This is a genomic window from Scopulibacillus darangshiensis, assembly GCF_004341035.1.
GTDB classification, from domain to species: Bacteria; Bacillota; Bacilli; order Bacillales; family Sporolactobacillaceae; genus Scopulibacillus; species Scopulibacillus darangshiensis.
Window position 1 is genome coordinate 128183 of sequence record NZ_SLXK01000003.1, and the last position, 22026, is coordinate 150208.

Below are 22026 nucleotides of genomic sequence, written 5' to 3' on the forward strand. Positions count from 1 at the left end.
CATAAGGAAGGAGGAACAACCATGAAAGGGATCATGCTGCAAGGAACATCTTCAGACGTTGGAAAAAGTGTCTTGGCTACGGCATTTTGCCGGATCTTATCCCAGCTCGGCTATCGTGTTGCCCCCTTTAAATCGCAAAACATGTCAAATAACTCCTATGTGACGGATGATGCAAGAGAAATTGGCCGGGCCCAAGGTGTCCAAGCTGAGGCTTGCGGCATTAAGGCCACGGTACATATGAATCCTATTTTGCTAAAACCTAGAAGTGATCAGACATCTGAGGTCGTATTGCTTGGAAAATCATTTAAGACCTATTCAGGAAGCGATTACCGGAGCAGATTTTATCAAAAAGGATGTGAGGTGATCAATGAATCACTTGCTATCCTTAGCCAAGCTTATGATTTAGTCGTCATTGAGGGTGCGGGAAGTCCTGTGGAAATCAATTTGAATGACCGCGAATTAGTAAATATGAGGGTTGCCGAAATGGCCGATGTCCCTGTTTTTCTCATCGCCGATATCGAACGGGGCGGGGTATTTGCAAGCATCGTCGGTACACTTGAATTGCTCCAGCCTGAGCATAGGGAGCGCGTTAAAGGCATTATCATAAATAAGTTTCGGGGAGACATTGCTTTGTTTGAAAGCGGCGTGACCTGGCTTGAGGAACGGACTGGGATTAAGATTGTCGGTGTTGTTCCGCATCTTGACAATCTTAAAATTGAAGGCGAAGATGCCTTGTCCATGACCGCAAAATTTGAAACGGCCGGTTCAAAGCCTTTGGACATCGCCGTGATCAGATTGCCTCACGTTTCTAATTTTACGGATATTGAACCTTTCTTATATGAGGATGAAGTTTCAGTTCGTTTTGTGGAAACGTTAGATCAATTTGGACATCCCGATGCGGTGATTATCCCTGGGACAAGGAGCACTATTAATGATTTGCGTTTGCTTAAAGCCCGCAAGCTAGACCGCCGAATTATCCATTATGCGGATCAGGGCGGTTGGATTATTGGCCTTTGCGGCGGCTACCAGATGCTTAGCAAAAGAATAGCGGATAAAGCTGGAACTGATACGGGTTTGGCCGGCAATGAAATCAGCGGACTTGGCTTATTGCCGATGACGACAACCTTTTTTGCTGAAAAAACAACAGTTAAAAGTAAAGGTCAGCTTCATCCGCTGACAGGTTTGCAAGGGATCGTTATTAAAGGGTTCGAAATTCACCTTGGGGCGACATCGTTTGATAAGAATTGTCAGGGTGTCGTACCTTTTATATGTCATAATGACGGCAGTGAGGAAGGAGCTTATGCCCGTGATGGCCGAATAATAGGCAGCTATTTTCATGACCTCTTTTATAATGATGATTGGCGAAATCATTGGCTGAACAACATACGGAAGGAAAAGGGGATATCGCCAAAACAAGTGACGGTCCAAAATCAGCGCGAAGCTGGTTATGACAGACTTGCAAGCCAGATCCGGCAGGCGCTTGATATTGATTACGTTGTCAAGGTGATGGAGGATTGGCAGAAGGAGCGCGAACATCGATGCGGAAGTTAAGGGAAAGCGTGGATGGGTTACTGCTCGCATTGCAATTTTTCACCATCTTCCCGGTGTCTAAAGACATCGATCTTGACAATGGCCGCCTGAGGTGGTGTATCCGGGTTTATCCGCTAATCGGATTGGGGTTCGGCCTGATTTTAGCTTTAGTCCTATGGCTCATGCAAGGATACACCCCTTTTTCTAGCCAGATTATGGCGCTAATAATATTGACACTATCCATTGCTTTAACGGGAGGCCTGCATATTGACGGTTGGATGGATTGCAGTGATGCCTACTTTTCTTTTCGTGACCGTAACAAGCGTCTTGAGATTATGAAGGATCCGCATGTAGGAGCATTTGCCGTCTTATCATTGTTATTTATGTTAGCTTGGCGATTTCTGCTCATTGGTGAAACAATCTATGATGTTAAGCTTACTGATTTAGCTCTTATTATCCTAATTCCCTTTTTATCTCGAACTGTGATGGGTTATGTGATGATATTTACCGAGCCGGCAAAAAAAAATGGGCTGGCAAGCTTTTTTAAGAAGGCAATATCCGCACGTGACAGCTTTTTTTATTTAGGTTATGCGATCGTTTTGTTTATTTTAGCAATGCTCTGCTCGCAGCACCTAGTTTTTCAAGTGGTTGTACTAATGGCAGCAGCAGTTATATTTGGACTTGCTGCACACCGGTTTATAAGCAAACAATTCGGTGGCATAACGGGGGATACACTTGGTGCGACTGTTGAAGGAGGGGAAACGTGGCTATGGATGATCTTGTGGCTGTTACATGTCTTCGTCACGGCTTAACCGAAAAAAATAAGAAAAAGGCTTATATCGGCTGGATGAATGCGCCGCTTAGTGCTGAAGGAAAACAGCGTTTGAGAAAAGGGTTGGCAAGCTATCCCGCGGCTGATGCTGTTATTTCCAGTGATTTGGCCAGATGTCTTGAGTCAGCGGCTCTGATTTACCCTCATCAACCAAAAACAATTGATCGCGGGTTTCGAGAAATGAGTTTTGGCGATTGGGAGGGGAAGACATATGAAGAATTGAAGGACTTGGATGTGTATCGGGCCTGGCTTGAAAATCCGCTCCAAACAAACCCGCCAAACGGTGAACGTTATTCAGTATTCAAATGCCGTGTTATAGAAAGCTGGAAATTTGCTGTAAAGGCCTTCAATGATACCCAAATTAAGCATTTGGTCATTATATCACATGGCGGACCGGTCAGAGTGTTGCTTGAATCGTTCGCACCTGAAAGCAAACCTTTTTGGGAATGGAAGGTTGAGCCTGGCGCCGGTTACAATTTATTTGGCATAAGAAGGCAAATAGTGGAGGGGAAGCGATGCACTTCGTTACAGGCGGTGCCTATAATGGCAAACGCAAATGGGTAACCGGACATTATGGGTTGGCCAATCGATCAGATAGCCTTTGGCTGTCAGCCTATCCCCCGTTGAAGGCAGACATCCTGTCATATAGGAAGGTTGCTACGCTAGATACCTTAGCCGAAACAGAGGGCTTTCAACCGATAACGGTCATTGAAGGTTTGGAACGCTTTATTCAGCAGTTACTTGCGCAAGAGAAGAATGATGATCTTTGCCGTGAGAGGTGGAGGAGTGTTTTTCACATGTGGCGGCGCTGGGAAATCGAGAACAATCAACGCCGTATTGTTATAATAGGAACAGATGTAGGAAAAGGTGTTGTGCCTGTTGAACGTTCACTTAGACGTTTTCGAGATTATGTTGGCTGGTGCTATCAGGATATAACAGACTTCTCAAAGCGGGTCGATGTTATTTGGTATGGGGTAGCAAACACATTGAAAATGGAGGGGAAGTAACATGAGAATTTACACAAGAACGGGTGATAAAGGGCAAACAAGCATTATCGGCGGACGGGTAGATAAGGATGACCTCCGTGTCCAAGCTTATGGTACAGTCGATGAAGCCAACTGTTTTGTCGGCCAAGCGATGGCGGAGCTTGATCAAGAAACTTTTCATGATATTCTTGAAGATTTGGAAAAAATTCAGCATGAAATGTTTGATTGTGGCGGTGATTTGGCTAATAAAGCCCACAAACGGCCATACAAACTTCAAGAAGAGATGATTGATTATCTCGAAAAGAAGATAGATAAATATACCGAGTCAACACCAAAGTTGGAACGGTTTATTTTACCTGGAGGAACGAAAGCGGCAGCTGCCATTCATATTGCGAGAACTGTCACAAGGCGGGCTGAACGCCTGGTAGTCAGCTTGGTGAAGGAAGACGATAATGTCGCTCCTTTAGCACAGCGTTATCTTAACCGTCTTTCTGATTACTTCTTTGCATTAGCCAGGGTTCTGAATCATCGCGCCGGCCAAAAGGACGTGGAATATATCAGAAGTGCCAAAGTTTTTCGCGATGGAAAGCGGAAGGAAAAAGAATGATGACGATACAAAAGCTTGATAAACAAAGAGGAGAAGAAGTCCGGCAATACCATCAGACATTAACAAAACCGCAAGGCAGTCTTGGAAGATTAGAAGAATTGGCTGTACAGTTGGCAGAAATAACCGGCCAAGTGTTTCCGGCTGTCACCCCGCCCGGTGTCATCGTATTTGCCGCCGATCATGGCTGTACATCGGAAGGCGTTTCAGCATACCCAAAAGAAGTGACGGCGCAAATGGTTACGAACTTCTTATCAGGCGGGGCGGCGATCAATGTGTTAAGTCGGTCGATCGGCGCTGCTTTGAAAATCGTTGACATTGGCGTGGCAGCCGACATTGATGGTATAGAGTTAAGCACGCGAAAAATCAAACGCGGGACAAACAACTTTTGTGTTGAAGACGCGATGACAAGAGAAGAAGCGATTGAAGCCCTTAATATCGGTAGGGAAGAAACAGAAATGATGATCCGTCATGATGCTATTAAATGTCTTATTACCGGTGAAATGGGGATCGGCAATACGACATCCAGCAGTGCGATCATGGCTGTTTTAAGCGGAAAACCGATTGAGACGATAACAGGACCCGGCACTGGCATTGATACCGAGAAAATCAAGCACAAACAGCAAGTTATAAAAAAAGCTATAAGATTGAGAAGTCCGGATCCAGACGACCCAATTGATGTGCTGGCAAAAATCGGAGGTTTAGAAATTGGCGGTATGGCTGGTGCCATGCTTGCTGCAGCCGCTCACCGCATCCCTATTCTTGTAGACGGTTTTATCAGCACGGTAGCAGCGACTCTTGCAGAAAGGATTTCGCCTGGGGCGGCTGATTACATGATTATCGGGCACCTTTCAACAGAGCCCGGCCATGATTTAGTCATTCAAATGCTAGGCAAAATGCCTTTGCTGGATCTCGGCATGAGATTGGGGGAAGGGAGCGGTGCCGCTTTAGCTTTTCCGCTGCTAGAAGCTGCAACGAATATTTTAAGCGGGATGGCAACGTTCGATTCCGCAGGAGTAACCAACAAAGAATAAAAATGACGGGAACACGCCGGAAAATACATCCAGGCGTGTTTTCTATTGACCGTCAAAAAAAGCATTAACCACTTCTTCGACTTTTTCCGGATCAGGATCCATTCCGGTAAATTTAAATGGCATTTCCTTAATGAATACCCCGTTTTTATAGACATGAACAGCAGCCTTTTGCAGCATCACACTGTATTCTACATCGAATGTATAACCATTTCTTTGTATGGCACCCATAGTCTAATCTCCTTTCATTGCTATTTTTCCAAACAAATGCATCGTTATTCAATCATCGATCTGACTATCAACCGGTTTGAAAAGTATGAAAAGTTAGATTTATGTTAAAATAGAGTGATGAAAATAAAAAGGATGGGGATAACTTGAAAATGAACGGAGACAATTTCTCATGTTCCGAACTTCTTGAGATTATTCTGGATAATACATATGAGGGTGTTGTTGTTGTAAATAAAGAGGCGAAAATAACGAAAATGAACCGTGCATATAAAAACTTTCTAGGGGTAAAGGATAAAGATATTATCGGACAGCCAGTAACAAATATTATTGAGAACACCCGAATGCATATAGCTGTCCAGACAGGTATAGCAGAAAGAGAAAAAATTCAAGAGATACAAGGGCAAAAGATGGTTGTTCATCGCATCCCAATGTTCCAAAATAATGAAGTTTGCGGCGCCATCGGGATTAATATCTTTGAAGGTGTATCAGATTTGTATCAAATTTTGGATAATGTGAGTAAATTAGTGAGGCCATCCAACAGCCCGGATCGGTGTGATGAAGATCCGGATGAAAGCCCATTGACATTTGAACCGATTATTGGGGAAAGCAATCTATTAGTTGAATGTAAAAGCATGGCAAGAAGAGCAGCAAAAACAAAGGCCACAGTTCTTATTACTGGGGAAAGCGGTACGGGAAAGGAGCTGTTTGCAAAAGCGATCTATCAACTGAGCTCATTTGCTGATGGTCCTTTTACCAGTGTGAATTGTGCTGCTATTCCAGAAAATCTGCTAGAGTCTGAACTCTTTGGTTACGAAGAAGGCGCATTTACCGGAGCCAAAAGAAACGGCAAAATAGGTAAATTTGAACAGGCGGATAACGGGACGTTATTCTTAGATGAAATAGGTGATATGCCAATTCATATGCAAACGAAAATCTTAAGGGTCCTACAAGAGAAAGAAATTGAAAAAGTCGGCAGCAATAAAAAGAAAAAAATTAATGTCAGAATCATTGCTGCCACAAACCAGAATCTTGAACAAATGGTCAACAAGGGAACATTTCGCAAAGATCTGTATTACCGCCTGAATGTGATTAACCTCAATATCCCTCCCATTCGTGAAAGAAAAGCGGACTTACCGATTCTAATTACCCATTATCTTAATAAATTTTGCAAAGAATATGGCTTCCTAACAAAGTCCCTGACCCAGCCTGCTGCAGAAAAATTGATCAGTTATCACTGGCCCGGAAATGTCAGGGAAATTATTAATGTCTCTGAACGCCTGGTAACGCTGGTTGAGGATGACATGATCCATTTCGACGATTTGCCTGATGATATAAAACAGTATGGCTTTCGAAAACCCCCTTTATTGGCTGATGCCCATCGTTCACTTGATTTTAAAAAAGATAAATTGGAAAATGAAAAGGCTATGATCGAAACGGTCTTAGGCAGGGTTAACGGAAATAAATCAAAAGCAGCCGCTATTCTAGGCATTCACCGGTCAACACTTTATAAAAAGTTAAAAAGGCATGATGACTATGTAGAAAAAAGGCGACATTAAAAGCGACAATGTTGCCTTTTTTCTACACTAATGAGAGGGAGACTTCGGAAAAATACAATAACTGCTTTTGGCATAGCAATTGCATGTTCAAACGTAATCACAAATAAAGGGGGAGAGTTATGACAAGCTATAAGCTGCAAATGCCGAAAGCAACATTCTACGGTGCGGGGGCATTGCAACACTTGGGTGCGGAAGCTAAAGGTTTAGGGGACAAAGTTTTAATCATCAGTGATCGCATGATGGAAAAGCTGGGGTATGTCCGAAAATGCGAAGAATACCTTGAATGTTCAGGACTTGCGCATGTTAAATACTTGGATATTAGCTCAGAACCGACAGACATCTTCGTCTACGAGGCTCTGGAGCTGTTAAAGCAGGAAAACTGCGATGTGCTCGTTGCAGTAGGTGGAGGCAGCTGCATAGATACAGCTAAAGCTGTCTCTATATTAGCAACGAACGGCGCTGTGATCAGTGATTACATGAATAATAAGAGGGTGGCTGAAAAGAGGGGAATCCCGATCATAGCCATTCCAACGACAGCCGGTACTGGATCTGAGGCAACCGATGTCACGGTGATAACAAATACCAAAACAGATACGAAAATGATGATCAAGCAGCCGGCATTTTTGCCAGAAAAAGCTATTGTTGATCCGGAATTAACACTGTCATCACCACAAGGTGTCACATCAGCGACTGGGATTGATGCACTCACCCATGCGATTGAAGCTTACCTCTCCCGGCAGCATCAGCCATATACAGATCAAATTGCTCTATCCGCCATTAAGGTGATCATGGAGAATATCGAGAGCGCCTATAGCAATGGAGAAGATATTAGAGCCCGGGAAGGAATGGCCTACGGTGCCATGCTTGCTGGGATGGCATTCTCCAATTCATCCGTTTGCTTAGTCCATGGCATGTCACGTCCGATCGGTGCATTATTCCATGTGCCTCATGGCATATCAAATGCCATGCTGCTTCCCATCGTGCTCACATACAGCCAAGAGGGTTGTATTGACCGATTAGCAGGCATTAGCCGCTTCCTTTATGAAGATTTGAAAGGGCTTTCAAAATTTGAGCTTGCAGAAAAATTTGTTCATGACGTAAAAAAGCTTTGTTTTGCGTTAGATATTCCGAGCCTAAAAGCATGGGGGATTAATGAAAAAAGTTTTTATGGGTCACTGGACAAAATGGCAAGTGATGCTATTGACAGCGGTAGCCCGGCTAATAATCCGAAAGTGCCGACAAAAGAAGACATTATGAACCTTTATAAAGAAGCCTATCATTATGTTTTTGAATCCAAGGCGTATTTAAAACATTAAGGGGGTACACGGATGTTAAGTGCAATAGGTCTTATTGTTTCCTTGGGACTGCTCATTTACCTGACAATGCGGGGAATTAACATTATTGTCGCGGGTATTATTTGTTCTGTGGTCGTTGCTGTGACAGGGGGACTTAATTTAGAAACGGCGATGGCTAAATATTACATGGACGGTTTTACCGGCTATTTCGCTTCATGGTTCTTAATCTTCCTGTTGGGAGCGGTGTTTGGCAAAGTTATGCAGGATACGAAAGCCGCCGACTCGATCGCTGATTGGGTTAGCAGAAGAATGGGGCCGGGCCGTGCTGTTTTTGCGGTTGTCGCTGCCTGTGCCATCATGACATACGGCGGTGTAAGCTTGTTTGTCGTCGGTTTTTCGGTTTATCCGATTGCCGTGTCATTGTTTAAAAAGGCGAATTTACCGCATCGGTTTATCCCGGCAGCGCTTGTATTCGGTTCCGTCTCTTTTACAATGACATCCCCGGGATCTCCCGAAATCCAGAACTTAATCCCAACCAAGTTCTTTCATACGACACCAACCGGCGGTGGCGCGATTGGCTTTATCATTGGTTTTCTTATTTTAATTGCCGGCGGCTTTTGGCTTGGGTATATGGTGAAGAAGGCGGTTGCCAAAGGGGAAGGGTTTGATTGGTCACTTAGCTCATCAAAAGAATCATTGGAGGAAGTATCAGCGGCAGGTGAAAAGGCAAATGTTGAAGATACAGGAGAAAAGACGCCGCTGCCGAATCCATTCCTATCGATCTTACCATTGATTATGGTTATTATAATTTTAAATATTACTGCACAATGGCTTTCTTCTACCTCAGCTGCGATGGTGTCCCTTTTACTGGGGATTTTATTAACCTGGGTGTTAAATCTGAAATTTGTCCCCCATTATTGGCCATCATTGGCCAGCGGTTCGCAAAATGCATTAGTGGCTGCAGCCAACACTTGTGCAGTAGTGGGTTTCGGAAGTGTCGCGGCCAAGGTTCCGGCCTTTCAATCAATAGTTGATTCTCTTGTTGATATTCCCGGTCCGCCTCTTGTTGGCCTTGCCATCGGTATTTCTCTTATTTGTGCTATTACTGGGTCAGCATCCGGGGGTCTTGGCATTGCCTTGCCGATCTTAGCGCCGATCTATTTGGCAAAAGGACTGGATCCCGGTGCCATGCATCGTATTTCAACATTAGCATCTGGTGGATTGGATTCTTTGCCCCATAATGGTTATATCGTGACAACGATTAGGACAATTTGCGGGGAAACCCACAAACGTTCTTATAAGCCGGTCTTTTATTTAAGCGTTGCCCTGCCGACTGCGGCTTTGATTCTAGCTGTCATTTTATATTCGATTTTCTAATAGCATGCCTGCGGCAGGAAAGAAAACGCGAGAGCCTCTTGGCTTTCGCGTTTCTTTCTCTATATATTTTTTTCCGCGCATGGTTTTTGCTTGTGGCGTAACTTGTTTTCCAAATTAACGAGCCATTTGGTTTTGGAAACGGAATAAAGGATGAGAGATGCCCAAATGAGAACAAAGGCTGCAAGTTGATCCTGATTAAACGTTTCATGGTACACAAATGTGCCGAGAATCAGCATCAGTGTTGGAGCGATATATTGGAAAAAGCCGATCATAGATAGCGGAATGCGATTAGCTCCGCTGGCAAAAAGAAGCAGTGGTACAGCAGTGACAATACCCGCCCCGATTAATAATGCGGACAATCCGGGTGCAGCAAGACCGAAGTTTGTGTTTCCGCCTTGAAAGCCAAGTAAATAGATTAAAGCAAACGGTGTGATGACTAGTGTTTCGATCGTCAGCCCAGTCATGGCTCCCAGATGGACAAGTTTTTTTAACAGGCCATACAGGCCAAAGCTAATGGCAAGGACCAGTGCAACCCAAGGCATTGTTCCAACGTGCCACGCCATGACAAGCACACCGATGAAAGCAATCGCAAAAGATATGATTTGCCAAAATGATAATTTTTCCTTTAAAAAGATCATGCCTAGCAGGACACTGACAAGAGGATTAATATAATAGCCAAGGCTTGCCTGAACAACATGGTCATGTCCAACTGCCCATATATATGTGTACCAATTGATGCTGATCACAACCGAAGCAGCGGATATGATCAACAGCTTCTTGGGTGTTAAGAGCATCGCGCGAAGCTCTGAAGCAAAACGTTTTAATTTGCCTGTGAAAAGTAATATAACAATCATAAAGATAAAGGACCATACAATACGCTGGGCTAAGATCTCGCCTGCTGGAGCGCCATCAATTAATTTCCAATAAATCGGCATAACGCCCCAAAGGACATATGCAGCGATGGTCGCAATCGCCCCAAGCATTTGGTCATTAGCGTGCTCTGATTTCATTATTTGCAAACCTCCTTCTGCCTTTACATGATGCCAATAAGAATAGTTTAGAAGGCTAATATAAAAAACACAAGAAAAATGTTTTAAGAATCGAAAAAAAATAGCGCACCCCATTATGAGGTGCGTAAAGGAGATCCGTATAATAGTGAAGCCCCGTTAAACTTCAAATGTCCAGTTGAATGGATCATCAGCCCTCCCCAATTGGATTTTTGTTATTGTGTCATAGATCTGAAAGGATAATTGGCCGATTTTATTGTCATTAACCGTTATGCTTTCATTCCCCCATTTTAATTCGCCAACAGGTGAAATGACAGCTGCGGTACCTGAACCAAACACTTCTTCTAGATCACCATTTGCGTGAGCTTTAAAAATATCTTCCAGAGAAATGCGTTCCTCGCGGACAGGAACATCCCAATGTTTTAACAGCTCAATCACAGAGTCTCTCGTAATGCCGCTGAGAATGCTGCCATTTAGCTTAGGGGTGATGACCTCGCCATTTATTTTAAAGAAGATGTTCATACTGCCGACTTCTTCGATATATTTTTTCTCCTTAGCGTCAAGCCATAACACTTGCTCAAAGCCAAGTTCTTCGGCATTATTTTGCGCTTTTAGACTTGCCGCATAATTGCCGGATGTTTTAACATGGCCAACTCCTCCTGGCACCGCGCGGACATAATAGTCTTCTACATAGATCTTAACAGGATTTAACTGGCCGGAATAATAAGCGCCAACTGGTGATAAAATGACCATGAATTTATAGGAATGAGAAGGTCTTACCCCCAAATACGGTTCAGTAGCAATGATAAATGGCCGGATATAAAGGGAAGTTCCTTCACCATTTGGTATCCAATCTTTTTCTAATTCCACCAATTGGTGGATCGCATCCATTACCAAATCCTCATCCAAGGTAGGAATACTCATTCTTTCACAGGATAAATTAAGCCTCTTAATATTTTTAAGCGGTCTGAATAACAGTGCCTTCCCATCATCTGTTCTATAAGCTTTTAACCCTTCAAAAACAGCTTGCCCGTAATGAAATACCATAGCGGACGGATCGAGCACCAAAGGTTCGTAAGGTGTAATTTTTGGACTGTGCCAGCCTTTTTCTGTCTCATAGTCCATCGTAAACATATAATCCGAAAAGTACTTTCCGAATCCCAAGGCATCAACAGATGGCTTTTCCTTTTGGCTACTCGTTTTAACACGTTCGATCATTTGATTCATGGTGAGCATCTCCTTCTCGCGGCTCTATCTGATTTTTTATAGACGATTATATCAATTGTTATAATAAAAACAAAGTGTTAAATGTCTGGAAATTTATAAAAGCCTGATTGAATGAAGCATCATAAGATTTAAAAAAAGGGTATATAGGGCGTTAGAGCGAAGTAGGAATGAAAGGATTGAGGGGTGTTATTATGGATGAAGAGGACCGAAAAAAGCCGTTCAATGATGCAATGGAACATTTAACGAAAATTGACGGCTACCCAACGGAACATTCAAGTCTCAACAAATTACCCAAACCTATTCGGTATCTTGGTTACTTTTTTATAGGGTTCACCCTAGTTGCTTTTATTATGGCATTGATCGGCAATTTTTTATTATAATTTTCTTTTTCTGTTAGAGAATATTTTCAGTATCGTGGCGAAAATAAGGGCGCTCACAGATGTGAAAAATAAATAGACACCAATTGCTGCCAAGAATAACCCGTGCCAGCCGCCAACAAGAATAAAGCTGATGGGAAAAAGAACAAGAGAGAATATGAGCATAGGGATGAATATGACGTAACTGAGATTTTTTCGGTTCGTCCTTTTCTTTTGTATATGATGAAATAAGCTGACAACAAATATAGCACAGATCATGCATATTATAACGATTTCAATCTCCAAGAACGTCCACCTCACTTTTCCCTTTTTTATAGGGCTATTCCTAATGGCAAACCACTATGCCAGGTAACGGAATTTACTGAATTATCCCATCATTTGTTTGGTGAAGGAATTTAGTCCTATTTTAAAGAACTTATTATTTTATTAACAGTAATCTGTCAAAAGGAAATGAAAGGGAAGGGGTGTTAATAATGCCTGAAATTAAGCCTTATGGGTCATGGGAATCACCAATTTCAACAGATCTAATTGTTTCCGATGCGGTAATGTTATCAGAGGTTCAGCTTGAAGGGAAGGATATTTATTGGTTAGAATTCCGGCCTTCTGAAGGTGGTCGGGGTGTCATTGTCCATCAATCTGCAGATGGTATTAAATCTGATGTGACGCCAAAACCATGGAATGTGCGGACAAGGGTCCATGAATACGGCGGCGGCAACTTTTTCGTTAATGACAAGACGGTTTATTTTTCAAATCTTGAGGATCAGCGGCTATACAAGGTTTCAAAGGGGCAGGAGCCAGTACCGATTACACCCGTAGGACAAATGAGATATGCCGATGGTATTTTTGATAAAAAGAGAAATCAGGTTATTTGTGTTCGCGAAGACCATTCATCCTCAAATGGGGAGCCTAGGAATGAAATTGTGAGGATAGGCATAGATGATGGGGAAGTACACGTTTTGTTATCCGGGAATGATTTTTATGGCTCACCAAGGCTTAATTCTGACGGGTCAAAGCTCACATGGCTGACATGGAACCATCCGAATATGCCTTGGGATGGCACGGAATGTTGGGTTGCAGCCTGCCATGATGATGGTACTTTGGGGAATGCCAAACGGGCAGCCGGCGGACAAGAAGAATCTATTATTCAGCCAAAATGGTCGCCAAATGGCAAATTGTATTTCGCATCAGATCGTTCGGGCTGGTGGAACCTGTATGTCTATGATAACGAAAAGATAAGGCCGATTCTAAGCATGGAGGCTGAGTTTGGGACGGCGAGGTCCACTCTAGGAACCTCCTCATATGATTTTATTTCAGCCAAAGAAATCCTATGTTCTTATACACAAAACGGCAAATGGTCAATGGGACGTTTGACCATTGACGATGGCGAGATGTCACCAATAGATCTTCCTTATAATTTTATAGGAAGCATAAGAATAAGCGGTGCTACGGCGGCATTTATTGCTGGTTCGCCGATAGAATCCAACGCAGTCGTAGCGCTTAGCCTGCCGACAATGGAGCAAACGATCCTGCAGCGTTCGTTCACTGTCACTATTAGTGAAGGTTACCTGTCTGTACCCGAAATGATCGAATATCCAACTGAAAATGGTCTCACTGCTCATGCCATCTATTATCCGCCGAAAAATAAAGATTATAGAGCAGAAGAGGGTGAACGGCCGCCGCTTTTAGTAAATAGTCACGGAGGCCCCACATCCGCGGCGGCATCTACTTTAAGTCTGGCACTTCAATATTGGACGAGCCGGGGATTTGCTGTCCTGGATGTCAATTATGGCGGGAGTACCGGCTATGGCCGTGCTTATCGCGAGCGTCTGAATGGCCAGTGGGGCATTGTCGATGTTGAAGATTGCATCAATGCTGCCCGTTATCTCGTGGATCAGGGGAAAGCGGATCCGGATAGGACAGCGGTGCGGGGCGGCAGTGCCGGCGGCTATACAACATTATCGGCGCTCACCTTCTATGACTTTTTTAAGGCGGGAGCGAGTCTTTTTGGTGTCAGTGATTTAGAGCTGCTGGCCAAAGATACTCATAAATATGAATCTAGGTATCTAGATAACTTAATTGGTCCTTATCCGGAAAAACAAGAGATTTATAAGCAACGTTCACCCATCCATTTGGCCGATAAACTTTCAAGTCCGGTCATTTTCTTCCAAGGCACTGAGGATAAGGTAGTGCCAGCAAATCAGGCTGAACGAATGGCAGATGCTTTGCGTGAAAAAGGTGTTCCTGTTGCCTTAATCATGTTTGAAGGTGAGGGGCACGGATTCCGTAAAGGGGAAAATATCAAGCGGTCGATGGAAAATGAACTGTATTTTTATTCTCAAATTTTTGGTTTTGACGTCGATCGGTCCATTATACCAATCGGGATTGACAATTGGCGGTCATGAACCAATGGTCTTGAAAGCATATATAAATAAAGGCGGCGAATGAGAGATGAGCATAACATTAAGAGACTATTTTCCTGAAACCGATGAAAAGACAGTGATCGACTTTCATTTAGAATTAATGAAGGAGCACTTTAGGCTTTGGGCGGAAATTAACGGTGAGCCTTATAATAAAGAGCAGTCGGATCAGGCATTGGTTGATAGGGCTGAAGCGGATTCATACGCTAAGGAATTGCGAGAGAAGTATAGCAAGAAAAGCTGCCGGATGTGGGTCTTGGTTGACGCCCCGGAAGAAGTTCCCGTTGGTTTCCTTTACGTTGAAATTCGCCCGAACTGGCATACTGGCAAGCTTAGCGGCGTGATTAACGAAATATACATTGATCCGAATTATCAAGGGAGGAGACTATCTTCCCAATTGATAAAGGAAGGGGAAGCATGGTTTCGGGAAGAAGGCATCAGCCGCAGAGAGGTTTTCTGTACCAGCAATAATCTTGCTGCTGTTAAGCTTTATGCCTCATTTGGCTATAAGGTGGCTGATTATCGGATGACAAAATGGGATGGGACCGAATAATATGAAAAAGATCTATTTGATAAGACATTGCCGTGCTTATGGTCAAGCGGAAACGGCTGATTTAACGGAAGAAGGAAAGCTGCAAGCAAAGGAACTAGCAGAAGCTCTTAAACCGAAAGATATTCAATACATTGTAAGCAGTCCGTATGTGAGGGCGATGGAAACCATCGCCCCGTTTGCAACGGAGGCCGGTATCCCAGTTGTTGCCGATGAACGGTTGATTGAACGAATCTTAGCGGATGAGCCTCTGGATGATTGGTATGAGCGGTTAAAAGCAACCTTTACTGATTTGAATTTAAGTTATCCAGGCGGTGAATCATCACAGGAGGCGATGAGTCGAGGTGTCGCTGTTATTGAAAGCATTATGGGACGCACCGAATCCTCGGCAGCAGTTGTCACCCATGGCTGCCTTTTGGCATTAATTTTAAAACATTTTAATCAGGACCTAGGATTTGCTGATTGGGAAAAGTTAACCAATCCGGATGTTTATGAATTAAATATTGAGGGACGGAAAGTGAACATTAAAAGATTGTTGCATTGAAGCAAGCCGATGAATACAACTTAGGAGGACATCATGAAAATTACTAAGATGACATTGGAGGAAGCCTTTGAACTCACCCAGTGGCGTTACGAAGAACCATATAATTTCTATGACCTGGATGACAGCGCCCAAACAATCAACGAATTTATGGATGGGTCGTGCTACTCTGCACGGGATGAACATGACGCGCTGATTGGCTTTTACTGTTTCGGCATTAATGCACAAGTGCCCGGGGGAAGAAAAGAAGGACTGTATCAGGGAGAACACGTCATTGATATTGGTCTCGGCATGAAGCCGGAACTGACCGGAAAGGGGTTAGGGCTGTCCTTTTTCCAAACAGGCATGGACATTGCAAAAAATGAGTATAATCCGAAAGGAATCAGACTTAGCGTCGCTTCATTTAACAAGCGCGCAATCAAGCTGTACACGAAAGCAGGTTTTAAACAGGAAGGTGAGCCCTTCCTCAGCCGAGGCAATGAGTTTATTATAATGACTTTGGATTTACAGCCGAATCGCCCTTAGGCGTTCGGCTTGGGTTTTTTTTGCGAGGAGATCTTGTAGGGTTGAAGAAGTGACGCAAGCTATAGTGTTATCGACATCACTATGATAAATTAATGGTAAGATCGAGTATGGGACGGAGGGATAAAATGGCGGACATAACAATTAAAAAACTGAACAACCTCACCGAACTGGAAGCGGTCAAGCAATTAGAGGAACATGTCTGGAAATCAGACATTATACCGGTTCATCAGACTCTGACAGCAGCAAAAAATGGCGGGATCATACTTGGCGGATATGATGGGGACAGGCTGGTCGGTTTCAATTATGGGTTCCCTGGATTTAAAAACGGCAAGATCTATTTATGCTCCCATACGACAGGAATACATAGTGACTACAGAAGACAGGGGATCGGTTATGCTCTAAAGGTTAGACAAAGGGATGAAGCGCTGGCACAAGGGTATAAATTGATTACCTGGACGTTTGATCCGCTGGAGAGTGTAAATGCTACGCTTAATCTTACCAAGCTGAATGGGATAGGTGCATCATACGTAGAAAATCTCTACGGTGAATTGGACGATGCTTTAAATAATGGCTTGCCGACCGACCGCTTTCTTGTGGAGTGGTGGATTGACAGCCCCCACGTACGTGAAAAGGGGAGGGTTCAAGACCAGTCCCCACTGCTTGCCGGGCTCAAACAGCAGGCCGGCTTCCCCGCTCTGGATGATAGAGACGGCGGCCCGTTAGACCAAAGTGATTCATGGCTCGTGCCGCTGCCCACCATGTTTCAAAAGATAAAAAAAGAAGCGCCGGATTTGGCGAAAGACTGGCGAATGAAAACCCGAGCTCACTTCCAGCGGTTGATAGCCAATGGTTTTGTTGCGGCTGAAATATTAAAGGGCCAAGACCCGAATGTATGCCATTATCTCTTTGTTAAAAGGTCACAATTAAATTTATGATAGGAGTCTAGTTATGGCAGTGATTCCACTAGAAAAAATAATATTGCGTAAAGTTAAAATGCGGATGAAAAACCCCTTTACAACAAGTTTCGGAACACTGCAGGACAAGGAATTTTTCATTGTTGAAGCTGTTAACAAGGAAGGCCAAAGCGGCTGGGGAGAATCCGTTGCGTTTTCCGCTCCGTGGTATACGGAAGAGACGGTCAAAACAAATGAACATGTGATTAAGGATTTTCTGATACCATTATTGCGTAAACGACCGCTTGAACATCCCGATGAGGTGAGCGAACGTTTCTCCCCGATACGGAGAAACAATATGGCAAAGGCAGCTCTCGATGGAGCGATTTGGGACCTTTATGCAAAGGAACAAGGCCTGCCGCTTTCACTAGCCTTGGGCGGTGAGAAAAAGCAGATTGACGTCGGTATCAGCATCGGCATCCAAAAAGATATTAGCTTGTTGCTTGGAAAGGTCGGTGATGCGATCGCTAAAGGTTTCAAGCGGATCAAAATAAAGATCAAGCCCGGCTTCGATGTTAATGTGATAAAAAGAGTGCGTGAGGCTTTTCCGGAAACACCGCTGATGGCGGACGCCAACTCAGCTTATACTTTAAAAGACATTGATCATCTAAAACAGTTGGATCACTATAATCTAATGATGATAGAACAGCCGCTTTTACATGATGACATTGTCGATCATGCAGCATTGCAAAAGGCATTAACGACCCCAATTTGTTTGGATGAAAGCATCCATTCTTTGGATGATGCCAAACACGCGATATCTCTTGGCAGCTGTAAAATAATAAATGTAAAAATAGGCCGGGTCGGCGGTTTGACTGTCGCCAAACAGATTCACGATTATTGCAGAACTAAAGACATGCCCGTCTGGTGCGGTGGGATGCTTGAGGCCGGTGTAGGGCGGGCCCACAATATCGCTCTGACCTCATTACCCCAATTCATCTTGCCGGGTGATACCGCGGGATCATCGCACTATTGGGAAAGGGACATCATTGAACCTAAAGTCATTGTTCGTGATGGCGTTATAGAAGTTCCGCAAACACCCGGCATTGGCTATGCGATTGATCAAGAGGCGTTAGACGCTTTTACAGTTTCAAAGGATGTATTTGATGTTTAAATAAAGAAGGGGCTAGGACCGGGACTAAAGACTCGGTCCTGATCTAGACCCAACACACCTTCCTGGACTAGGCGAAGAACACCAATAGCTGAGACCATCTTGCTTATTGGGCTGGCATGAAAGAGGGTATTAGCATTAACTTTACGATGTGTCCCAGCTTCCAACACCCCGTAGCCCTCGCTTCTCACTATTTTGCCTTTTTGGAAAACAGCTATTTCAATACCAGGAACATGAAAATGATTCAGTACCGCTTCTATGTCCTAAGGCTGACTTTCTTCTTTTTCCATTAAATTTACTCCTCCACAACCTTTTAAGAATATTCTACACTTTTATTAATCAAATGTACAGAATATATGTTCGTATCCTTTGAAAGTATTTTATAAACAAGTATAGGGAGGACAATCCCTTTAAAAAATCGAACACTTTAAGTGGGGGTTATTTTAATGTACGATTTTCTAAGGAGAGATTGATATGCAGCTACTTACTGATTTAAGATCTATCATTAAAGACGACACAAGAGTGACAGCTAACGAAACGGTTATTAACAACCACGGCCAAGATTTAACATATCATCAGCCATCCAATCCCGATCTTGTCGTTTTCCCGAAAACGATGGAAGAGGTCCAGCAGGTTGTCGTCTATGCCCATAAAAATAATATACCGGTCGTTCCTTATGGAGCCGGAAGCAGTCTCGAAGGCCATGCGATTCCTATTAAAGGCGGCATCAGTCTGGATTTTACGGAAATGAATAAGATTGTTGAGGTCAGACCGGATGATTTTATTGTCAAAGTCGAGCCGGGCGTAACCAGAAGGCAATTGAACAAACACTTGAAGAGATACGGCTTATTTTTCCCGGTTGATCCGGGTGCCGATGCTTCTATGGGTGGGATGGCCGCTACGAATGCCAGCGGCACAAACACCGTCAAATATGGGGCGATGAGACAAAACGTCCTGGGGCTCGAAGTTGTGCTTGCCGATGGAAAAATCATCCGGACTGGCGGTATGTCATTCAAAACATCAGCAGGTTATGATTTGAAGGATTTGTTCGTCGGTTCAGAAGGGACGCTTGGTGTTTTTACTGAAATCACACTGAAACTCACCGGCATACCTGAGGTGATCCAAGCTGGAAAGGCGGTCTTTAAAACGGTTGAAGAGGCGAGCCAGGCAGCTGAGAATATCCTTAAAGCAGGAATTCGCGTGGCACGAATGGAGCTTGTTGATGAAAAAACCATCGAAGCGGTTAATAAATTCAGTGATACGGATTACATCGAATCGCCGTCCCTTTTCCTCGAATTTGACGGCAGCAAGGCTGCAGTTGAGGAAGACATCCGCTTTACAAAAGAAATAATTGATGAGGCAGGTTGTGTGACATTTCAATTTGAAACAGATGAAAAAGCCAGAAATCTTCTGTGGCATGCTCGCCATGAAGCAGCACTCTCCGTTGTCAACCTTGTACCAGGCAAACGGCTGACGTCATCAGATGTGTGTGTGCCAATTTCTGAATTATCCCAGGCGATTTCCGATACCCGTCGGCTCGTTGACACGTATCACTTCCAAGCCGCCGCTGTTTTCGGTCACGTGGGTGACGGGAACTTCCATGTGTTGATTGGTATAGATCCAAATGATGCTGAGGAGGTTGCTGCTTATAAGGATCTAAATCGCAAAATCGTTGCCTACGCATTGGAGCGAGGCGGCACCTGTACCGGTGAGCATGGCATTGGCATGGGAAAAAGAGAATTCCTGCGCATGGAGCATGGCGCGGCGGTGGATGTGATGGGATCGATAAAGCGAGCGCTCGATCCGGAGAATATCCTTAATCCTGGAAAGATTTTTTAGGAAATGGAATATCGTTTTATATGGAAGGCTATTAAACATAAAGCAACCTAGACTATGGAGGACTTTACTTATGAATGAAAGATTAAAACAGCAAATCGATTTTATCGTTGAAATTGATAAACTAAAAGAAGTCTATCGCCAATCAATATTAGTTGATCGCTCACGGCGGGAAAATGATGCCGAGCACACGTGGCATTTAACCATGATGGCTCTTATTTTACAGGAGCATGCAAACGAGCCGGACCTTGATCTTCTTAAGACGTTGAAAATGCTAATCATTCATGACCTCGTTGAAATCGATGCAGGCGATACCTTTGCATACGACGAAGCGGGGTACTCTGATAAGCGCGAGCGGGAGGAGCGGGCGGCTAAGCGCCTTTTTGGCATGCTGCCTAAGGAACAGGGCGAGGAAATGTACGAGTTATGGTTGGAATTTGAGGATAGAAGAACAATCGAGTCGCAATATGCAAATGCCATGGATCGGTTTGAACCGATTTTACTTAATTATATGACTGAGGGTGCTTCTTGGAAGAAACACGGCGTCACAAAACAACAAGTGTTTGACCGTAATAAACCTGTGCAAGACGGCTCCGAAGTTCTATGGCAGTTCATCACATCGCTTATCGACAGTGCTGTTGAAAAAGGTTATTTAAAGGATTCATAAAGAGATGCACCGGCTTCAAAGAGGGCGAATGATGCCCGTGGATCGGTAAAATGGCCGCCGACGGTAACGAATATGAGCTATTTGTACTGTCCATCATAAAAAAAAGAAAGCCCCATCATTTAACTATCGTTTGTTTTGTTAGGCATCGTTATATGGAAAGATTTATAATAAAAATAATTAAGGGGGGGTTAAATCATATGAAGTATGATTTTAACATTGAAACTGAACGCTTCAATACAGCTTCGGTAAAATGGGATGAAACGGAAAATTTATTTGGTGATAAAGACATATTGCCTATGTGGGTGGCGGATATGGACTTTAGGATCCCTGATGAAGTTGTTGAAGCGTTGAAAAATCGGGCTGAACACGGGATTTTCGGTTATACAACAAGATCCGAGTCTTACTTAAATGCTGTTGTCGACTGGATGAAAGAGCGACACCAATGGGATGTGAAAAAAGAATGGTTATGCCATAGTCCCGGAGTTGTAACTGGGCTTAGCCTAATAGTCGACGCTTTCACCAAACCAGGCGATAAAGTTGTTATTCAACCGCCGGTGTATTATCCTTTCACCAAAGTAGTGCTCAAGCACGGTCGCGACCTTGTTTTTAATCCTTTAAAATTTGAGGATAACCGTTATACCATGGATTTCGATGATCTGGAGAGGAAGCTCGACCCTGACGTCAAGCTTCTCATCCTTTGCAGCCCGCATAACCCTGTTGGCCGGGTTTGGACCAAGGAGGAGCTCACAAGGTTAGGTGAGATCTGTCTTAAGCATGGGGGCATCGTCGTTTCCGATGAAATTCACTTTGACCTTGTTTTTAAAGAGCATCAGCATGTCCCATTTGCGACAATCTCTGAGGCGTTTGCCAATAACGCAATTGTTTGTACCGCGCCAAGCAAAACATTTAACTTGGCCAGCTTGCAAACGTCAAATATTATCATCCCAAATGATGGACTTCGCGAAACATATACAGCTCAGCTTGAAAAGTATTCATTGGGAATGCCGAACGCAATGGGCATGGTTGCAGCAGAGGCAGCCTATCGATATGGGGAAGAATGGCTTGATCAGTGCATTGATTATGTCAAAGAAAACCTTGACTTTATGACCGATTATATAAGTAAAAATATACCAAAAATCAAAGTCATCCAGCCGGAAGGTACATACCTTGCCTGGCTTGATTGTCGCCTATTAGATCTTGAGGAAAAGAAGCAGGAAGAACTCATGCTTAAAAAAGCCAAAGTTGCCTTTGATGAAGGGTATATCTTTGGCCAAGGCGGAACAGGGTTCACCCGAATTAATCTCGCTTGTCCCCGTTCGATATTAGTTGAAGGATTGAAAAGATTGGAGCAAGCGGTAAAAAACCATTAGTATACG

The 22026-nt window shown here is 43.8% G+C and carries 24 protein-coding genes; 19 read left to right on the forward strand and 5 right to left on the reverse strand.

Annotation, left to right across the window (positions count from 1 at the left end; genetic code table 11):
- Nucleotides 1-21: 21 nt before the first annotated feature.
- From EV207_RS03890 to cobT, 6 genes are read left to right on the forward strand one after another with little or no spacing between them, the layout of a single operon-like run.
- Nucleotides 22-1551: a cobyric acid synthase gene (locus EV207_RS03890; RefSeq protein ID WP_132743846.1), complete on the forward strand. Its 1530-nt coding sequence runs from the start codon at nucleotides 22-24 to the stop codon at nucleotides 1549-1551.
- The gene (gene cobS / locus EV207_RS03895; protein WP_132743848.1) at nucleotides 1539-2342 is read left to right on the forward strand and encodes an adenosylcobinamide-GDP ribazoletransferase; all 804 of its coding nucleotides are present in this window, start codon (nucleotides 1539-1541) and stop codon (nucleotides 2340-2342) included. Before EV207_RS03890 ends, cobS begins: the two co-directional genes overlap by 13 nt.
- Complete coding sequence (locus EV207_RS03900) at nucleotides 2300-2926, forward strand: histidine phosphatase family protein (protein ID WP_243646940.1); 627 nt, start codon at nucleotides 2300-2302, stop codon at nucleotides 2924-2926. The genes cobS and EV207_RS03900 overlap by 43 nt, the downstream gene beginning before the upstream one ends.
- On the forward strand, nucleotides 2878-3369 hold the full coding sequence (locus EV207_RS03905; RefSeq protein WP_132743852.1) for a bifunctional adenosylcobinamide kinase/adenosylcobinamide-phosphate guanylyltransferase: 492 nt from the start codon (nucleotides 2878-2880) through the stop codon (nucleotides 3367-3369). The genes EV207_RS03900 and EV207_RS03905 overlap by 49 nt, the downstream gene beginning before the upstream one ends.
- A gap of 1 nt (nucleotide 3370) precedes the next feature.
- The gene (locus EV207_RS03910; RefSeq protein ID WP_132743854.1) at nucleotides 3371-3955 is read left to right on the forward strand and encodes a cob(I)yrinic acid a,c-diamide adenosyltransferase; all 585 of its coding nucleotides are present in this window, start codon (nucleotides 3371-3373) and stop codon (nucleotides 3953-3955) included.
- Nucleotides 3952-4986, forward strand: a complete 1035-nt coding sequence (cobT, locus tag EV207_RS03915; RefSeq protein WP_132743856.1) for a nicotinate-nucleotide--dimethylbenzimidazole phosphoribosyltransferase — start codon at nucleotides 3952-3954, stop codon at nucleotides 4984-4986. Before EV207_RS03910 ends, cobT begins: the two co-directional genes overlap by 4 nt.
- A 42-nt stretch (nucleotides 4987-5028) precedes the next feature.
- Here the strand turns inward: cobT and EV207_RS03920 are convergent, their stop codons facing one another.
- Entirely contained in the window at nucleotides 5029-5214 is a 186-nt protein-coding gene (locus tag EV207_RS03920) for a DUF5370 family protein (protein ID WP_132743858.1), read from the reverse strand.
- Between the two features lie 149 nt (nucleotides 5215-5363).
- Here EV207_RS03920 and EV207_RS03925 point away from each other — a divergent pair, with 149 nt between their 5' ends.
- The 3 genes from EV207_RS03925 (at nucleotide 5364) to EV207_RS03935 (ending at nucleotide 9439) form a co-directional block, all read left to right on the forward strand.
- A complete protein-coding gene (locus EV207_RS03925; RefSeq protein ID WP_243646942.1) occupies nucleotides 5364-6767 on the forward strand; it encodes a sigma-54 interaction domain-containing protein in 1404 nt (467 codons plus the stop codon).
- A gap of 119 nt (nucleotides 6768-6886) precedes the next feature.
- Nucleotides 6887-8083, forward strand: a complete 1197-nt coding sequence (locus EV207_RS03930) for an iron-containing alcohol dehydrogenase (protein ID WP_132743862.1) — start codon at nucleotides 6887-6889, stop codon at nucleotides 8081-8083.
- A gap of 12 nt (nucleotides 8084-8095) precedes the next feature.
- On the forward strand, nucleotides 8096-9439 hold the full coding sequence (locus EV207_RS03935; RefSeq protein ID WP_132743864.1) for a GntP family permease: 1344 nt from the start codon (nucleotides 8096-8098) through the stop codon (nucleotides 9437-9439).
- Nucleotides 9440-9498: 59 nt separating this feature from the next.
- Here the strand turns inward: EV207_RS03935 and rarD are convergent, their stop codons facing one another.
- Nucleotides 9499-10449, reverse strand: coding sequence for an EamA family transporter RarD (gene rarD, locus EV207_RS03940; protein ID WP_207902912.1), 951 nt, complete (start codon nucleotides 10447-10449; stop codon nucleotides 9499-9501).
- 156 nt (nucleotides 10450-10605) lie between these two features.
- Complete coding sequence (locus EV207_RS03945) at nucleotides 10606-11673, reverse strand: branched-chain amino acid aminotransferase (RefSeq protein ID WP_132743866.1); 1068 nt, start codon at nucleotides 11671-11673, stop codon at nucleotides 10606-10608.
- Between the two features lie 191 nt (nucleotides 11674-11864).
- Between EV207_RS03945 and EV207_RS03950 the strand changes: the two genes are divergently transcribed.
- Nucleotides 11865-12053: a hypothetical protein gene (locus EV207_RS03950; protein ID WP_132743868.1), complete on the forward strand. Its 189-nt coding sequence runs from the start codon at nucleotides 11865-11867 to the stop codon at nucleotides 12051-12053.
- Here EV207_RS03950 and EV207_RS23855 read toward each other — a convergent pair.
- Nucleotides 12048-12308, reverse strand: coding sequence for a YesK family protein (locus EV207_RS23855; protein WP_424511345.1), 261 nt, complete (start codon nucleotides 12306-12308; stop codon nucleotides 12048-12050). The genes EV207_RS03950 and EV207_RS23855 overlap by 6 nt on opposite strands.
- Nucleotides 12309-12523: 215 nt before the next feature.
- Between EV207_RS23855 and EV207_RS03960 the strand changes: the two genes are divergently transcribed.
- The 6 genes from EV207_RS03960 to menC all read left to right on the forward strand — a co-directional run bounded on the left by EV207_RS03960 (nucleotide 12524) and on the right by menC (nucleotide 18150).
- Entirely contained in the window at nucleotides 12524-14452 is a 1929-nt protein-coding gene (locus tag EV207_RS03960) for a S9 family peptidase (protein ID WP_132743872.1), read from the forward strand.
- A gap of 46 nt (nucleotides 14453-14498) precedes the next feature.
- Nucleotides 14499-15020 (forward strand): GNAT family N-acetyltransferase, encoded by a 522-nt coding sequence (locus EV207_RS03965; protein WP_132743874.1) that lies wholly within the window; start codon nucleotides 14499-14501, stop codon nucleotides 15018-15020.
- A gap of 1 nt (nucleotide 15021) precedes the next feature.
- Entirely contained in the window at nucleotides 15022-15561 is a 540-nt protein-coding gene (locus EV207_RS03970; protein ID WP_132743876.1) for a histidine phosphatase family protein, read from the forward strand.
- A gap of 33 nt (nucleotides 15562-15594) precedes the next feature.
- Complete coding sequence (locus EV207_RS03975) at nucleotides 15595-16083, forward strand: GNAT family N-acetyltransferase (RefSeq protein WP_132743878.1); 489 nt, start codon at nucleotides 15595-15597, stop codon at nucleotides 16081-16083.
- Nucleotides 16084-16208: 125 nt separating this feature from the next.
- Entirely contained in the window at nucleotides 16209-17018 is an 810-nt protein-coding gene (locus EV207_RS03980) for a GNAT family N-acetyltransferase (protein ID WP_132743880.1), read from the forward strand.
- Between the two features lie 13 nt (nucleotides 17019-17031).
- The gene (gene menC / locus EV207_RS03985) at nucleotides 17032-18150 is read left to right on the forward strand and encodes an o-succinylbenzoate synthase (protein WP_207902913.1); all 1119 of its coding nucleotides are present in this window, start codon (nucleotides 17032-17034) and stop codon (nucleotides 18148-18150) included.
- On the opposite strand, the gene EV207_RS23860 is transcribed toward menC, so the two are convergent.
- Nucleotides 18147-18407: a serine hydrolase gene (locus tag EV207_RS23860; protein ID WP_132744009.1), complete on the reverse strand. Its 261-nt coding sequence runs from the start codon at nucleotides 18405-18407 to the stop codon at nucleotides 18147-18149. The two genes, menC and EV207_RS23860, sit on opposite strands and share 4 nt — an antisense overlap.
- Before the next feature lie 214 nt (nucleotides 18408-18621).
- On the opposite strand from EV207_RS23860, the gene EV207_RS03995 reads away from it, so the two are divergent.
- From EV207_RS03995 to EV207_RS04005, 3 genes are all read left to right on the forward strand, one after another.
- The gene (locus tag EV207_RS03995) at nucleotides 18622-19986 is read left to right on the forward strand and encodes an FAD-binding oxidoreductase (protein ID WP_132743882.1); all 1365 of its coding nucleotides are present in this window, start codon (nucleotides 18622-18624) and stop codon (nucleotides 19984-19986) included.
- Between the two features lie 70 nt (nucleotides 19987-20056).
- A complete protein-coding gene (locus tag EV207_RS04000) occupies nucleotides 20057-20650 on the forward strand; it encodes an HD domain-containing protein (protein ID WP_132743884.1) in 594 nt (197 codons plus the stop codon).
- Nucleotides 20651-20847: 197 nt separating this feature from the next.
- The gene (locus EV207_RS04005) at nucleotides 20848-22020 is read left to right on the forward strand and encodes a MalY/PatB family protein (protein WP_132743886.1); all 1173 of its coding nucleotides are present in this window, start codon (nucleotides 20848-20850) and stop codon (nucleotides 22018-22020) included.
- The last annotated feature ends 6 nt before the right edge of the window (nucleotides 22021-22026 follow it).

Bases quoted from the DNA above. Each gene is read 5' to 3' on its own strand.
- EV207_RS03975 (WP_132743878.1), top strand. From the start codon at position 15,595: ATGAAAATTACTAAGATGACATTGGAGGAAGCCTTTGAACTCACCCAG.
- EV207_RS03980 (WP_132743880.1), top strand. From the start codon at position 16,209: ATGGCGGACATAACAATTAAAAAACTGAACAACCTCACCGAACTGGAA.
- EV207_RS03950 (WP_132743868.1), top strand. From the start codon at position 11,865: ATGGATGAAGAGGACCGAAAAAAGCCGTTCAATGATGCAATGGAACAT.
- EV207_RS03945 (WP_132743866.1), bottom strand. From the start codon at position 11,673: ATGAATCAAATGATCGAACGTGTTAAAACGAGTAGCCAAAAGGAAAAG.
- cobS (WP_132743848.1), top strand. From the start codon at position 1,539: ATGCGGAAGTTAAGGGAAAGCGTGGATGGGTTACTGCTCGCATTGCAA.
- EV207_RS03900 (WP_243646940.1), top strand. From the start codon at position 2,300: ATGGATGATCTTGTGGCTGTTACATGTCTTCGTCACGGCTTAACCGAA.
- menC (WP_207902913.1), top strand. From the start codon at position 17,032: ATGGCAGTGATTCCACTAGAAAAAATAATATTGCGTAAAGTTAAAATG.
- EV207_RS03920 (WP_132743858.1), bottom strand. From the start codon at position 5,214: ATGGGTGCCATACAAAGAAATGGTTATACATTCGATGTAGAATACAGT.
- rarD (WP_207902912.1), bottom strand. From the start codon at position 10,449: ATGAAATCAGAGCACGCTAATGACCAAATGCTTGGGGCGATTGCGACC.
- EV207_RS23855 (WP_424511345.1), bottom strand. From the start codon at position 12,308: ATGATCTGTGCTATATTTGTTGTCAGCTTATTTCATCATATACAAAAG.
- EV207_RS04005 (WP_132743886.1), top strand. From the start codon at position 20,848: ATGAAGTATGATTTTAACATTGAAACTGAACGCTTCAATACAGCTTCG.
- EV207_RS03890 (WP_132743846.1), top strand. From the start codon at position 22: ATGAAAGGGATCATGCTGCAAGGAACATCTTCAGACGTTGGAAAAAGT.
- EV207_RS03970 (WP_132743876.1), top strand. From the start codon at position 15,022: ATGAAAAAGATCTATTTGATAAGACATTGCCGTGCTTATGGTCAAGCG.
- EV207_RS03935 (WP_132743864.1), top strand. From the start codon at position 8,096: ATGTTAAGTGCAATAGGTCTTATTGTTTCCTTGGGACTGCTCATTTAC.
- EV207_RS03905 (WP_132743852.1), top strand. From the start codon at position 2,878: ATGCACTTCGTTACAGGCGGTGCCTATAATGGCAAACGCAAATGGGTA.
- EV207_RS03930 (WP_132743862.1), top strand. From the start codon at position 6,887: ATGACAAGCTATAAGCTGCAAATGCCGAAAGCAACATTCTACGGTGCG.
- EV207_RS03925 (WP_243646942.1), top strand. From the start codon at position 5,364: ATGAACGGAGACAATTTCTCATGTTCCGAACTTCTTGAGATTATTCTG.
- EV207_RS03910 (WP_132743854.1), top strand. From the start codon at position 3,371: ATGAGAATTTACACAAGAACGGGTGATAAAGGGCAAACAAGCATTATC.
- cobT (WP_132743856.1), top strand. From the start codon at position 3,952: ATGATGACGATACAAAAGCTTGATAAACAAAGAGGAGAAGAAGTCCGG.
- EV207_RS04000 (WP_132743884.1), top strand. From the start codon at position 20,057: ATGAATGAAAGATTAAAACAGCAAATCGATTTTATCGTTGAAATTGAT.
- EV207_RS03965 (WP_132743874.1), top strand. From the start codon at position 14,499: ATGAGCATAACATTAAGAGACTATTTTCCTGAAACCGATGAAAAGACA.
- EV207_RS03995 (WP_132743882.1), top strand. From the start codon at position 18,622: ATGCAGCTACTTACTGATTTAAGATCTATCATTAAAGACGACACAAGA.
- EV207_RS03960 (WP_132743872.1), top strand. From the start codon at position 12,524: ATGCCTGAAATTAAGCCTTATGGGTCATGGGAATCACCAATTTCAACA.